General features: G+C 64.1%; 9 protein-coding genes. 3 read left to right on the top strand and 6 right to left on the bottom strand.

Annotated elements, in window-relative coordinates:
* A complete protein-coding gene (locus ACFQ95_RS15215; RefSeq protein WP_422832300.1) occupies window positions 1–576 on the bottom strand; it encodes a PadR family transcriptional regulator in 576 nt (191 codons plus the stop codon).
* 436 nt (window positions 577–1,012) lie between these two features.
* On the opposite strand from ACFQ95_RS15215, the gene ACFQ95_RS15220 reads away from it, so the two are divergent.
* Window positions 1,013–2,812 (top strand): secretin N-terminal domain-containing protein, encoded by a 1,800-nt coding sequence (locus tag ACFQ95_RS15220; RefSeq protein ID WP_422832302.1) that lies wholly within the window; start codon window positions 1,013–1,015, stop codon window positions 2,810–2,812.
* Here ACFQ95_RS15220 and ACFQ95_RS15225 read toward each other — a convergent pair.
* From ACFQ95_RS15225 to ACFQ95_RS15245, 5 genes are all read right to left on the bottom strand, one after another.
* Window positions 2,805–7,739, bottom strand: coding sequence for an EAL domain-containing protein (locus ACFQ95_RS15225; RefSeq protein ID WP_422832417.1), 4,935 nt, complete (start codon window positions 7,737–7,739; stop codon window positions 2,805–2,807). The genes ACFQ95_RS15220 and ACFQ95_RS15225 overlap by 8 nt on opposite strands.
* 194 nt (window positions 7,740–7,933) lie before the next feature.
* Entirely contained in the window at window positions 7,934–9,379 is a 1,446-nt protein-coding gene (locus tag ACFQ95_RS15230; RefSeq protein WP_422832304.1) for a PepSY-associated TM helix domain-containing protein, read from the bottom strand.
* A 98-nt stretch (window positions 9,380–9,477) separates the two neighbouring features.
* Window positions 9,478–9,837 (bottom strand): DUF2946 family protein, encoded by a 360-nt coding sequence (locus ACFQ95_RS15235; protein WP_422832305.1) that lies wholly within the window; start codon window positions 9,835–9,837, stop codon window positions 9,478–9,480.
* 9 nt (window positions 9,838–9,846) lie between these two features.
* A complete protein-coding gene (locus ACFQ95_RS15240) occupies window positions 9,847–11,136 on the bottom strand; it encodes a YbfB/YjiJ family MFS transporter (protein WP_422832307.1) in 1,290 nt (429 codons plus the stop codon).
* 9 nt (window positions 11,137–11,145) lie between these two features.
* The gene (locus ACFQ95_RS15245; RefSeq protein WP_422832309.1) at window positions 11,146–12,405 is read right to left on the bottom strand and encodes an AI-2E family transporter; all 1,260 of its coding nucleotides are present in this window, start codon (window positions 12,403–12,405) and stop codon (window positions 11,146–11,148) included.
* Between the two features lie 137 nt (window positions 12,406–12,542).
* Here ACFQ95_RS15245 and ACFQ95_RS15250 point away from each other — a divergent pair, with 137 nt between their 5' ends.
* Window positions 12,543–12,911 carry a glutaredoxin domain-containing protein gene (locus ACFQ95_RS15250; protein ID WP_422832310.1) on the top strand — a complete coding sequence of 123 codons (369 nt, stop codon included), beginning with the start codon at window positions 12,543–12,545 and terminating at the stop codon, window positions 12,909–12,911.
* A 28-nt stretch (window positions 12,912–12,939) separates the two neighbouring features.
* Complete coding sequence (locus ACFQ95_RS15255; RefSeq protein ID WP_422832312.1) at window positions 12,940–13,878, top strand: GGDEF domain-containing protein; 939 nt, start codon at window positions 12,940–12,942, stop codon at window positions 13,876–13,878.
* Window positions 13,879–13,959: the final 81 nt, after the last annotated feature.

The following is a 13,959-nucleotide window of genomic DNA, read 5'->3' on the forward strand; positions in this document are numbered from 1 at the left end:
TCATAAGCGTTCCAGGTTTTGCGCTGCGGTGTCGAGCACGGCAGCAAAGGCGTTGGCCTGTTCTTCGGTCAGCTGGCCGCGCGACAGGCGCATACGCACAGCCAATTTGAGGTTTTCCAAAGCGCGCACCACTTGCGGCGGACGCGTCGCCAGGCTGTGACCCGCATCGCCCATACGCGCCATCATGGCGTCGGCGGCTTCGCGGTTGGCTTGCAGGTATTCGCGGCCAGCGTCGGTGACGGTGTAGAGCTTGCGGCCACCGCTTTCGGCCGTCACCGAAGTGTGGCCCAGGTCTTCAAGCCAGGTGAGGGCCGGGTAGATCACACCGGGACTGGGGCTGTAGCGGCCCAACATGCGGTCTTCGATCTGCTTGATCAGTTCGTAACCGTGGCTGGGTTTGTCGGCAATCAGCTGCAGCAGCACAAAGCGCAGGCCGCCGTGGCCGAAGACCCGGCCGCCACGGCCGCCTCGGCCAGACTCGAGTGGCAGTTCCAGCCCCAAACCACGGCCGTGGCCGTGGGCGTCGGGGCCTCGGCCATGGGGGCGGCCGTGTTTGAAATGATGTGCGTCACGCATGCTTGGGCTTTCTATTTAGATATATCGATACAGTTACGATATATCTTATTTACATCGAATGCAATGCCCACACCGGGTGCCCCTTGCTGGCAAATGGTTAAAACGGTCTCAAGCCAAAAAACCCTTGATTGCCTATCTGATATGCGTAACAAGCTATTGAAACAGTAGCAAAACAACATCAACGCAGCCACCGCGTCACGTATCTTCATGAAAACATGCACAAGCATTACGTCAGCGATACCTGCGCGCCACATGCCACCCGCAGAATGCGCCGCTGACCGTGACTGCCATGCCCTCTCAGCCCTTTTCTCTACCCCTTTCTCTACCCTTTTCTCTGCTCTGCGCTCCACCTGTCTGGGCCCTGCCGCTGCTGGCTAGCCTGGTGCTGTCACAGCCAGTCCACGCCGCCAAAAAGCCGATAGCGGAGCCGGTGAGCATGCACTTCAGCAACGCCGACATCGAGGGCGTGGCACGTACCTTGAGCGTGATCACCGAACGCAACATCGTGGTCGACCCGCGCGTCAAAGGCACGCTGTCGCTGAACACCGAGCAGCCGGTACCGCCAGCGCAGGCGTGGGCGCAATTCCTGGCCGCGCTGCGCCTGCAGGGCTACACCCTGGTCGAGAGCGGCGGGCTGTACAAGATTGTTCCCGAGGCCGAGGGCAAGCTGCAGTCGGCCTCGGTGCAGGTGGACACCAGCAGTGTGCGCGGCGACCAGATCGTCACCGAGATCTTCAAACTGAGCCATGAGAACGCCAGCAACCTGCTGCCGGTGCTACGGCCGCTGATCAGCCCGAACAACGTGATCAACGTCAATGCCGGCAACAACTCGCTGGTGGTCACCGACTACGCCAGCAACCTGGCGCGCCTGCGCACCATCGTCGCCGCGCTGGATACCCCCAGCGCCACCGATGTGGAAGTGATGCCGCTGCAACACACGACGGCGGCCGACCTGGCTGTGACGGTGCAACGCCTTACGGCAAGCGCCGGCGGCGCCAGCGCGTCCACAGGCGGCAGCGCAGCGCCAGCCGCGAGCAGTAGCGCCGGCGCCACCATCGTGGCCGACACCCAGAGCAACAGCCTGCTGGTGCGCGCGCCCAACCCGGCGCAGTTGGCGGCCATACGTTCGCTGGTCGCCAGGCTGGACCAGGCGCGCGGCAAGGCCAACGTGCGGGTGGTCTACCTGAAGAACACCGACGCCATGCGCTTGGCACAGGTGCTGCGCGCCGCGTTTCCCTCGGATGCCTCCAGCAGTGCAGCGGCCGGCAAAACCGCCACGTCCACATCCTCCAGCGAGGCCAGCAGCAGCAATAACAGCAAGGAAGCCGCACCAGCGAGCACGGCGGTCGCGGCCAATGCCGCACCGTCCACCGGCGGCGGCATCCAGGCCGACCCCAGCAGCAACGCGCTGATCATCACTGCAGCCGAGCCCAGGTTCACCGAGATGCGGCAGATCATCGAGCAACTCGACTCGCGCCGCGCGCAGTTGTTTGTCGAGTCCCTGGTGGTGGAAGTGGACGCCAGCAAAAGTGTGGACCTGGGCCTGCAGTGGGCCAAGATCTTCGACATCAGCAGCAGCACCACACTGACGCTGGGCACCGTGGCCGCGGCGCTGGAGTCGATGTCGGGTACAAACATCCTGTCCACGGCCAACGTGGTGACGCTGGACAACGAAGAGGCCAAGATCGTTGTGGGCAAAAACCTGCCCTTCGTCACCGGCTCGTACACCAGCACCACCAGTTCCAGCCCGTTCCAGACCATTGAACGCAAAGACGTGGGCATCACGCTGCGCATCAAGCCGCAGATTGGCCAAAGCGGCAACATCCGCATGAGCATCTACCAGGAGTCGTCTTCGGTGGCCTCCACCAGCAGCACCCTCGGGCCGACCACCAACAAGCGCTCTATCGAGTCCAGTGTGATGGTCAACGACGGCAAGATCATCGCGCTGGGCGGCTTGATCGAAGACAGCAGCACCGACGATGCCGCGCAGCTGCCGGGCGTGGCCGATGTGCCGCTGCTCGGTCCGCTGTTCCGCAGCATCAGCCGCTCGCGCAAAAAGACCAATTTGCTGGTGTTCCTGCGCCCTGTGGTCATGCCCGACGAGAGCGCCAGCAGCAGTTTGTCGCTAGACCGCTACGACTACATACGTGCACAGCAGCAGGCGCTGCCGGATGACATCCGCCAGCTGCCCCCTCAGCCCGCACCCTTGTTGCGCTCCAGCAGCAACATCAAGTGATCAGACCACTTTGCGGCAGGTTTTGCTGGATGTAGGCTTCCAGCGCATCCGCCGGCAGCGGCTTGCTGAACAGATAACCCTGGTAGGCCCGGCAACCGTTTTCCGCGAGGAACTGCCGCTGCTCTTCGGTCTCTACACCCTCGGCGATCACGGCCAGGCCCAGGTTTTGCCCCAGGCCTATGATGGTTTGTGCAATCACCGCGTCGTTCGGGTCGGTCAACACGTCACGCACAAACGACTGGTCAATCTTCAGCTGGTCCAGCGGCAAACGCTTGAGGTAGGCCAGCGACGAATAACCGGTGCCAAAGTCGTCGAGCGCAAAGCCCACGCCCAAGCGTTGCAGCTCGGTCATCTTGTCGATGGTCAGGTCCATGTCGTCGACCATCAGGCTCTCGGTCAACTCCAGCTTCAGCCGGCGCGGGCGCGCGCCCGAACGCTGCAGCTCGGCCATCACATGGGTCACAAAATCGGGGTGGCGAAACTGCCGCGAGCTGACGTTCACGGACATGACCAGGTGCTCGGTCTCCGGCCGCGCGGCCCAGGCGGCGAGTTGTTCACACGCCAGGCGCAACACCCGCCGGCCGATCTGCACAATGATGCCGGTCTCTTCGGCCACAGGGATGAAGCGCACCGGCGACACCATGCCGTGTTGCGCGTGTTGCCAGCGGATCAAGGCCTCAACCCCGGTCAAACGGCCATCACCATCGACCTGCGGCTGGTAGTGCAGGAAAAATTCGTGCTGCGCCAAGGCGCTGCGCATGTCCACTTCAAGCGCGGCCCGTCCGGTCACCGCGGCCTGCAGCGCCGGGTCGAAAAAGCGCACGGTGTTGCGCCCTGCGGACTTGCTTTGGTACATGGCAATGTCGGCCTGCTTCAGCAACTCTCCCACACCCGCATGTTCTTCGGTGAACGGTGCAATGCCGACGCTGGCCGAGCTTTGGTATTCACCCAGCGAAAGCTGGTAGGGCGAATTCAGCGCCGCGAGCACCTTGTCGGCCACCAGGCGCGCCTGGCGCGACACATCATGGATGTTGCCGCCCAGGTCTTCGAGCATCACCACAAACTCATCGCCGCCCAACCGCGCCACGGAATCGGCCTGGCGCACACACACCCGCAGGCGCTGTGCCACCTGTTGCAACAGCAGGTCGCCCTGGTCATGGCCCAGGGTGTCGTTTAGTGTCTTGAAGTTGTCCAGATCGATGAACAACAAGGCACCGCCACGTTTGCTGCGCTCGGTGCTGGTCAGCGCCTGCTGCAGCCGGTCCATCAGCAACAGCCGGTTGGGCAACTGGGTCAGCGGGTCGTAGAAGGCCAGTTGCTGGATCTCGCGCTCGGCGCGTTTGCGCTGGCTGATGTCGGTGTTGATGGCCAGCACCGACACCGGTTTGCCACGGCTGTCGCGCACCAGGGTCCAATGCGCTTCTATGGTGATGGCATGGCCGTCCTTGCGGCGCTGGGTCAGCTCGCCGGTCCACTCGCCATCGGCCATGACCTGCGCGTGGGCGCGGTCAAAGTCACGCGGGTCGCGGTAGGCCGCCTGGGTCACCGTGGTGCCCATCACTTCGTCGGCCGACCAGCCATACACACGCTGCGCGCTGCGGTTCCAATAAACGATGCGGTGCTGCAGGTCGCGCACGATGATGGCGTCCTGCGCCTTGTCGAGCAGCGAGGCCTGGTCCAGCAGGCGTGTCTCATATTGCTGGCGCTCGAGTTCGGTGGTGGCACGTGCCGCAAAAATGCGCAGCGTGTACATCACCAGGTCGGGGTGCTGCAACGGAGCGTCGAACAACACACAGATCAGGCCCACAGCCTGGCCTTCGCGGTTGTCCAGGCGGAAACCGGCAAAGCCACGCACGTCCACGCCAGGCACCCAATCGCGCCAGGGCACGATGTGGTCCACCAGGGCGCTGGACAGGTGGCTCATGTCGGCCACAACAAACTGCGTTTGCGACAGCAGTTGCAGCAGCGCGCCGTTCAGCGGCAACTCGCGGTTGGGCAGCAGGCTGCCGTTGACGTACAGCGACAGGCTGCGCAGACCCGTGGGTTCGTCAGGGGGATGCAACTGCGCGACCACGCCGACCTGTGCGTTCAGCGCATCCGCCATGTGCAGGCCCAGGTTGTCAAAGAACTTGGTGCCCGCGCCATCCGACACGGCCAACGCCACCTTCACCAGGGCTTCCTGCAGATGCTGCTGCTGCTCGCGCGCACGCAGGCTCATGATGCCGAAGGCCAGGTCGTTGGCCAGCGCTTCCAGCAGCCGCACTTCGTCCGAGCCTATGGTCAGCACCTCCACCGAATACAGCAACAAGACGCCGAAGGTGTGCCCGTTTTCGCGCAACGGCAGGCTGATCTGGCCGCGGATATTGCGCTCTCTGGCCAACATCGCCCAGGGTTTGAAACCTTCGTTCTGGGCAATGTCCTCGACAATCGCCAACTGCCCGCTGCGAATCGCCAGGCCGCTGGGGCCCTGGCCGTAGGGGCTGTCCTCGTCCCACGACACACGCACCTCGTCCAGCACTTCGGACTGCTTGCCCCAGCGCGCCATCACCTCGACGGTGCGCTCCACGTCGTCGCGCGCAAAACCGACCCAGGCCGCGGCATAACCGCCTTTTTCAACCGTGATGCGGCAGATGTTTTCCAGCAGCACCGCCTCGGAAGTGGCACGCACCTGGCTTTCATTACACGCGCTCAACAAGGCCTGGGCGCGGCTCACACGCGTGAGTTCGCGTTCGGTGCGCAGTTGTTCGGTGATGTCCACACCTTGCACGATGCGCGCCTTGCGCCCGTCCAGGCTGATGGTCTGGCCGGCCACCGACAACTGCACCAATCTGCCGTCCTTGGTGCGGTTGCGGTTGTGCACGCCTGTCAGCGGTTGCCCCACACGCACACTTTCAATCACCGCTGCAAACTGTTCCCGGTCCTCGTCGGGCACCAGGTCGGCCAGGGTCATCTTCAGCAGTTCGGCCTCGGAATAACCAAACAGACGGATCGCGGCCGCATTCGCCGCCAGAATCGCCAGCGTGTCATAGTCGTAGACCCACACCGGCTGCGGGTTGTCGCCAAACAGCACACGGTAATGCTCTTCAGAATGGCGCAAGGTCTCGGCCACGCGGTGGCGCTGGATCAGCGAGCCCAGCGACAGCGCCAGTGTCTGCAGGCTCAACACGTCGCGTGCACTGAACCCCCCCAGCCGATTCGAGATGACCTTCAACGCGCCTATGGGACCGGCCTCGGTGCTCAACGGCGCCACGATGATGGCGGTGAGTTGCATCGCATCGGACAGGTCACGTATCACCCGGGGATCGTTGGGCGCGTCATTGGCCAGCATCACTTCGCCGCGCTGCAAGGCCACGCCGGTCAGGCTGCCTTTGAGTGGCAGGCGGGCTCCGACACCGGTCGCGGTTTCGCCGGCGACGGCGCTGCAGACCATGTCCTCACCCTCTATGAAGCCGACCTGGCAACCCGTGGCGCATGTCAATGCACACACCCGCTCGGCGGTGATGTCGAGCACCGCCTGCAGCCCCAGGTCAAGTGAAGCCAGCTCCTGCTGGATGCGCACAATGCCGACACGGGCTTCATCATCCCGGCGCGCCTCTTCTGCGGCGAGGCGGATGCTGCGCAAGTCGGTCAGGCCGCCGACCATGCGCGCCGCACGGCCGCTTTCATCATGGATTACCAGGCCACGGTCGGAGACTTCGGCATAACTGCCGTCGCCACGCCGAAAGCGGTATTCGGCATTCCAGCTGCGCGCCGCCGGCGGGCCCAGCGCGTCGTTCAGGCTCTTCACCACACGCGCGCGGTCTTCGGGGTGCACACGCGCGGCCCAGCCCGGCGCCCCTACAACAAACTCTTCGGGCGGCACACCAAACAACGTGTACAGGCCATCGCTCCAGGTGGTCACGTCGGTACGCAGGTCCCAGTCCCAGACGGCATCTGCCGACGCCTTGGCCAGGTACTTGAAGCGTTCTTCGCTGGCGCGCAGCGCCTCCTCGGCGCGCATTTGCTCGGACACATCCTGCACCGAGCCACGCACCCGCGTCACCACACCCTGGGCATCGGGCGCGGCGCTGCCCAGGACACGGATCCAGCGGCGCAAGCCAACACTGGCATCCAACCAGACCACCACATCAAAAGACTTGCCTTCGCGCACACAGGCCGCCATGGCCTGCCGCAGCGCAGGGCGGCATTCTGCAGCGCACAGGGCGACCGCCTGGTCCGGCGTGGGGGCGTAGCCCAAGGGCAGGGCGAACAGATCGGCGGTGTTCTCGGTCCAGCGCAGGCGGTTGCGGCGCACGTCCAGGGTCCAGCCGGCCACACGCGCCAGCTGGCTGGCCACACGCAAGGCCTCGTAGCGCTGGCTGCGCATGGGCGCCACCAGACGCGGTGCAGCGCCAGGTGCGCCGCCGGCCTGGCCCGGCGCGCGCGCTTCGGGCGAGCGGTCGAGCACCCGCACGGCTTGCACGGCCAATGCCTGCAAGGCCCGCAGCAAGGCCGGTTCGGGCTGGTGCGGCAGCGTATCGGCCACCGCCAGGCTGCCCAGCAGCCAGCCGTTGGCGCAGACCAAGGGCACTGACACATAGGCCCGGATGCCGGGTTCCGCGCTGACCCAAGGGTGATCGGCGAAGCGCGGGTCGGTGCTGGCGTCGGCTATTTGCAGGCCTTCGCTGGGCCAACCGGCACGTGACTCAAAACTTTCGTCCAGCGCAATTTCGGTGCCCAACGGGCCCTGGTGCGCTTTCAGCCACAGGCGGCTGGAGGTGAAGATGCCGAGCAAGCCCATGGGCATGGCGTAGATACGCGCCGCGAGCTGCACCAACTGGTCAAACTCAGGCTCGGAAGGGGTGCCCAAAATAGCGTAACGCGCGAGCAACTCCAGCCGCGCGGCTTCGCTGAGTTGCCCTGACTGGTGTGCGGCGGCTTCTTCCATAGCGCTCACACGCCCTCGGCCCCGCCGGCCGCTCGACATGCAGTGTCACGACTGTCAACCATTGCTCCCCCTGGTGGCCTGGGGCCACCGAGAATTCTTATGCGGTTGCAATTTTGCGCCCAAGCCCCCGCGAACGGGAGAAAATTCCCGCACCTGTTCTAGGCGTTCACCAACGGCAACCGTGCTTGTCTGGGTTATCGGCGCATGGGCTGAAAAGTTGAGGCGCCACGGCTCAGCCATTGATCCAGCACCAGCATCACCAGCAGTGATGCCCCGACCAAGGGAAACAACAGTCCACCCAGCGCCAGCAAAGCGACAACGCCGCGCAGCACCCGGCGCTCGGCGGGCAAGGGCGGCACACCCAGCCCACCCGCAGGCCGCCGCTTCCACCACATGGTGGCGGCACTCACACACAGCAGCACAATCGCCAGACACACCAGCACCAGCAAGGCCTGGTTGGGCACACCAAACTCCTGGCCCATGTGTACATTGATGCCCCACTCCAGCCAGCGGCCGAATGGCCCGTAGTCGGCGTAAGCCATGTCGATCAGCGGTTGGCCGCTGTATTGGTCCAGGTGGATCACACGTTGCTGGGCCAAGACGTTGGGGTAGACCGAAGCACTGTAGACCCCAGCAGGCCCCTTGGGTGGGTTGACGCTAAAGCCTGGCGCAATGCCCAGACGGCTGAAGATGGCCATGGCCTGGTCCAGGCTCAAGGCCTGCGCTGAAGTGGCCACCGGTGCCGCAGCGGCAGCGTTGTGCTCATCATGCCCGGCGTGCTCCTGATGCGCATCATGTGCCGCATGCGCCGACTCCGGCAGCCGCGCCTGCTCCACGGACCAGCTGGTGGGCGCCACATCGTTCAGACGCTGCTGCGACATAGGCACGGCCACGCGCACACCCGCCGGGTAACCAAAATTGTGGCCATTGGCCCACTCATTCACCTTGGCGCCCCATACCACCGACCACGGCATGCCGGTGAGCGCCAGGAACACCAGGGCGGCCCCGACAAAAATGCCGGTGACGGCATGCAGATCGCGCCAGAACAGCCGCTGGCGCGGCTGGCCACGCACCACCAGCACGCCGCCGCGCCCCTTGCCACGCGGCCACCACAGGTAGATGCCGGTCAGCACCAACAAGATGGCCCAACCTGCCGCAATCTCTATGGCGCCACGCGCCAGCGCACCGAAGTACTTCAGGCTGTGCAGCTTGCGAATCGTCCAGGCGACGCTGCTGCGGTCGGCCAAGGCACCCAGCACCTGGGCGCGGTAGGGGTCGACAAACACCGACAAGGCCTCGCCTTGGCTGGTGAGCACGCTGATCTCGGCCGAGTCGTCGGTCGCCGCCGCCGCGCGGTATTTGCGCAGGCTGCCCGGGTGTGCGGCCAGCGCAGCGGCCACCAGTTCGCTATGGGCGCGTGGGGCGCCATCGGTCGCCGCGACAAACTTCAGATCGCGGTGAAAGTAGCCGTCAATCTCGGCTTTGAAAACATACAGGCCGCCGGTCACGGCCAGCCAGATGAGGAACGGCAGCACCAGCAAGCCAGCATAAAAGTGCCAGCGCCAGACAGCACGGTACAGGTTGCCAGCGGCCGGCGCGGCGGCGGCCTGGAGAGAAACAGTGGGGGTGGATGAAGACATCATGAAATCTTTGAACGTGCCAAAACACAAGCGCACGCACTGCCGAGCAGGTCTTGCAAACGCAAGCCCTCAGCAGCGGTGAACACCAACAAAAGAAGTCAGACTGAAACTGGGGGCCCGCGTGCGGGCAAGGCAGCGCCAATACGGGCGGCAATGTGTGCCGCCGCAATGGGCTGAAGGGCATAAGCCAGGGCATGTGGCGGAGCCACCGAGGTGCGCGCTTGTGGCAGCGGCAGCGTGGCCGCCAGGCACAAGGAGCAGTCGAGTGTGTGTTGCCCAGGCTCGGCAGCCGAGCCATCGTCACTGGTGAAGACCACCTTCACCGCGCCGCCCGCCGAACACACAATTTCCATGGCCTGGGGGTGCAACAGCGGCGAGGCGCTCGCCACGCTCAGCGTCAACACAAACCAGGCCAAGAACAAGCGGGCAAGTAGGGACGATGAACGGAAAAACTGCATGGCGTCGAATTATGCGCGAGCGACGGTGTGCGCCATGGGGTAGCGCCGCAACATCCACAGGTACAGGGCTACGCCGACAAACAGCGTGCCGGCGGCCAGGCTCAGGGACAGCGTAAAACCCAGGGCCTGGCTGCTGCTGTGCGCGATCACCAAGGCCACCAGCGGCGGTCCGACAATCTGCCCCAAACCGTACATCGCGGTAAGCATGCCCATGCTGCTGGCCACGGCCAGCGGACGCAGGCGGCGCACCTCCTGCATCGCAAAAAAAGTGATGGCCGTGAACGGCAGGCCCAGGAACAGGCTGCCCAAGGCAAAGCCGAACGCGCTGGGCAAGACCACACTGGCCAACACCCCCAGCCCTTGCATGCCGTAGCAGTAGGCCAGCCATAGGCGCATGTCCGCGTCACGCGGCACACGTGTGGCAAGCACCGCCCCCAACATCACACCCAGGCCAAAAATGGGCCAGAACAAATCGATCCACACCGAATTGCCCAACACGCCGCGTGCAATCACCGGCAAAAAGGTGGCGGTGATGATGTAGCCAAAACCGGCCAGGCCATAGGCCACGGTGAGGCTGGCCATCTGGCCCTTGTCGTGCGCGGCCAGCGGCGTTGGCGTGGCGGCGGTAGTGGTGGTGGTGCTGGGCGCCAGCGGTGCTGCCGCTGTCAGGTGCTCTGCGGCGGGCCGCTGGAACACCGGCCACACCAGCACCGTCAACACCAGGGCCAGCGCGGCGAACAACAGCCAGCCACTGGACGCCGCCCAGCCGTGCGCCACCATGGCACTGGCCAACAGACCACTGAGGGTGATGCCCGCGCCTGGCCCAACATAGATGAATCCGCCCATCTCGGGCACCCCCAGACGCGCCAGCCTGGCCAGGCACCAGCCCGAGGTATAGACAAACACAAAGGCGCTGGCCACGCCCGAGACAAAACGCAGCAAGGGCCACAGCGCTGCCCAATGCCAGGCCATGCCCAGGGTCAAGGCACAGGTGGCCACCAGGCCTGCACGCACCATCATGGCCGGCACCACCGGCGGCAAACCCTTCAAACGCCCCCAGATCCACGGCTGAAAGGTACACAGCAGCGCACCGACCAGGTAGCCTATGTAATTGGCGCTGGCCAGCCAGCTGGCGGTGGCGAGATCGACTACGCCGTCGTGCAGCATCATCGGCAGCAGCGGCGTGAAGGCAAAGCGGCCTATGCCCATGGCGGTGGCCAGCGCCACCATGCCGGCCACGGCCACACGCCAGGGCTTGCCAACCGCAGGGCTGGTCGCGGAGAGGGAGGAGGTGGACATCAGCTTCACTCAGTCGTGGCGGGGCTTGTCTTGGTTGCCAGCCTGCGAAGGCAGGGGCTGCAGGGGCTGCAGCGGCGTAGCAGCGACCGGGCTGGCATCGGCCTCAACACCCTCCAGCGGCTCGTTCACCGAGGCCGCATACAAGCCCCAAACCGCCAGAAACAAGGCCGCAATCACCGGTCCTATGACAAAACCATTCAGCCCGAAAATCGCCATGCCGCCCAGCGTGGACAACAACACCATGTAATCGGGCAGCTTGGTGTCTTTGCCCACCAGCACGGGGCGCAGCACGTTGTCCACCATGCCTATCACCAATACGCCATAGGCCGCCAACGCCACCGCCTTGACGGTATCACCGGTGGCCAGATAGTAGATCGCCACAGGCCCCCAGATCAGCCCCGCGCCCACGGCCGGCAGCAGAGAGAGAAACGCCATCAGCACCGACCACAGCACCGCCGATGGAATGCCCAGACCCCAGAACGCCAGGCCGCCCAGCGCGCCCTGCGCGGCCGCCACCAGCAAATTGCCTTTGACGGTGGCGCGCACCACCGTGATGAACTTGCCCATCAACGCACGGCGTGTGTGATCCTGCAGCGGCACCACGGCGCGCATATTGCGCATCAAGACATCGCCATCGCGCAGCAGAAAATACAGCAGGTACAACATGATGCAGAACGACACCGCAAACTCAAACGTGTTCTGTCCGACGCTGAGCGATTGCTTCAACACAATCTGGCCGCCCTGCGTGAGCAGCTGCACCAGCTTTTCTTCCAGGCCCTTGATGCCGCTGATCTCGAAATAGGCCAGGCCGTCGGTGAGCCACTGGGGCAGGCTCGATTCGATCTGGTGTATGCGTTCACCCAGATTGAAGCTGCCGCTTTGCAGCTTGGCAAAAATGGCGGTGAGCTCACGCACCAACATGCCGCCAATCAGCCCCATGGGCAAAATCACCATCACCAGGATGATCAGCAGCGTGCAAAGCGCCGCCAGCGTGGCGCGGCCATTCAACTTGCGCAGCAGCCAACGGTGCAGCGGCGCAAACAGGATGGCCATCACCACGCCCCAGAACACCGCGCCGCCGAAGGGTAGCAGAATCCAGCCAAAGGCCAGTGTCACCACCACCATGAGCAGCACAAAGATCTTGTTTTCGTGCGCCTTGCGCCGAGCCTGAGGAGTTGTTTGCATGAAGTAGGCGAGCGAGGGTTTGCTGCGGGCTGGAAAAGAGATGTCGATGGTATCGGCATTGGGGCGCAGAAGTATTTCCGGCAAAATTGGCCTCTTGCACAATCGGGAAGAGCGTCAACAGCTTCACTTTTGATAGCAACAAGCACTGTAAAGCCGTGCGCCAGCCAGCACCTGCAGGCTACCATCCAGGCCTGTTTGAACCCACAACCTTGAGGAGCGCCATGCCCCGCCCGATTCTTGACGAAGCCCATATCCACCCTGCTGTGCGCGCCGAAGTGGCCAAAGTGTCGCCCCAAGTGGCCGAAGTCCAGGCCGCCATTGCCGCTCATCCGCTGGTGGTGGTGGGCATGGGGCTGAATCCGTTCCCGCGCAAGGCGCGCCGCCTGCTGGATGCGGCCGGCATTCCCTACCACTACCTGGGCTACGGCAACTACTTCAGCAACTGGCGTCCGCGCAATACCTTGAAGTTGTGGAGCGGCTGGCGCACCTTCCCCATGGTGTTTGTGCGCGGCAGCTTGGTCGGTGGCGCCAACGATCTGGAGCGGTTGCTGAACAGCGGTGAGCTGCAGCAGCTGTTGAACCAGAAGTAGCCTGCATCGCGACAACTATTCCAACACCATGCAAGCCAACGAACCCAACGCACCCGACAGCGCGGTCTACCGCACACTGCTTGAATCCACGCGTGCCATCCCCTGGAAGATAGACTGGGCGACCGCTTCCTTCAGCTACATAGGCCCGCAGATCGAGCCCCTGCTGGGTTGGGCGCCGTCCAGCTGGCTGACGGTGAATGATTGGGCCATGCGTATGCACCCGGACGACCGCGAGCGTGTGGTCAATTTCTGCGTCTCGCAATCGCAGGCCGGTGTGGACCACGAGGCTGACTACCGCGCACTCACGGCCAGCGGCGAGTATGTGTGGATACGCGATGTTGTGCACGTGGTCCGGGATGCACAGGGCCAAGTGGAGTCGCTGATAGGCTTCATGTTCGACATCACCGAGCGCAAGCAAACCGAAGAAAAACTGCTGAGCCTGCAAAGGGAGCTGGAGGAACTCTCCTACCTCGACAGCCTGACCGGCGTGGCCAATCGGCGCAGGTTTGATGCGGTACTCAAAAAAGAGTGGGGAGAGGCCAGGCACAACACCCAGCCCCTGTCCCTGATCATGGTGGATGTGGACTTCTTCAAGCTCTACAACGACCAGCATGGCCATGTCGAAGGCGACAACTGCCTGCAGCGCATCGCGCAGGCGCTGGCCTCGGCGGCGAACCGGCCGCGCGATTTCTTTGCCCGTTATGGTGGTGAGGAATTTGTCCTGGTATTACCCGCGAGCGACGAGAAGGCCGCCGCAGCGGTCGCCGAGCGTTGCCGCCGGGCCGTCTTCAAGGCGCAGATTCCGCACGGCAGCTCTCCGCTTGGCCAGTTGATCACGGTCAGCATGGGAATAGGCACCGTCATCCCCACGGCCGGCGAAGACCTGCGCCTGTTTATAGACCTGGTAGACCGCCGGCTCTACCAGGCCAAGCGCGCCGGACGCAACCAGTCCGTGGCGGCCAGCTGACGCCAACTGGCAAAAGCCAAGGCCCCTAAGGGCCTTGGCTGGAGACAGAACGCCGGTGCCCGGCGAGCCTGGAGTTTCTGT

Source organism: Variovorax sp. HJSM1_2 (assembly GCF_049316285.1).
Lineage (GTDB): Bacteria > Pseudomonadota > Gammaproteobacteria > Burkholderiales > Burkholderiaceae_C > Rhodoferax_B.

Excerpts from the sequence above, each read along its gene's own strand:
- ACFQ95_RS15255 (WP_422832312.1), top strand. The coding sequence starts at position 12,940 with ATGCAAGCCAACGAACCCAACGCACCCGACAGCGCGGTCTACCGCACA.
- ACFQ95_RS15250 (WP_422832310.1), top strand. The coding sequence starts at position 12,543 with ATGCCCCGCCCGATTCTTGACGAAGCCCATATCCACCCTGCTGTGCGC.
- ACFQ95_RS15240 (WP_422832307.1), bottom strand. The coding sequence starts at position 11,136 with ATGTCCACCTCCTCCCTCTCCGCGACCAGCCCTGCGGTTGGCAAGCCC.
- ACFQ95_RS15215 (WP_422832300.1), bottom strand. The coding sequence starts at position 576 with ATGCGTGACGCACATCATTTCAAACACGGCCGCCCCCATGGCCGAGGC.
- ACFQ95_RS15230 (WP_422832304.1), bottom strand. The coding sequence starts at position 9,379 with ATGTCTTCATCCACCCCCACTGTTTCTCTCCAGGCCGCCGCCGCGCCG.
- ACFQ95_RS15235 (WP_422832305.1), bottom strand. The coding sequence starts at position 9,837 with ATGCAGTTTTTCCGTTCATCGTCCCTACTTGCCCGCTTGTTCTTGGCC.
- ACFQ95_RS15225 (WP_422832417.1), bottom strand. The coding sequence starts at position 7,739 with ATGGAAGAAGCCGCCGCACACCAGTCAGGGCAACTCAGCGAAGCCGCG.
- ACFQ95_RS15220 (WP_422832302.1), top strand. The coding sequence starts at position 1,013 with ATGCACTTCAGCAACGCCGACATCGAGGGCGTGGCACGTACCTTGAGC.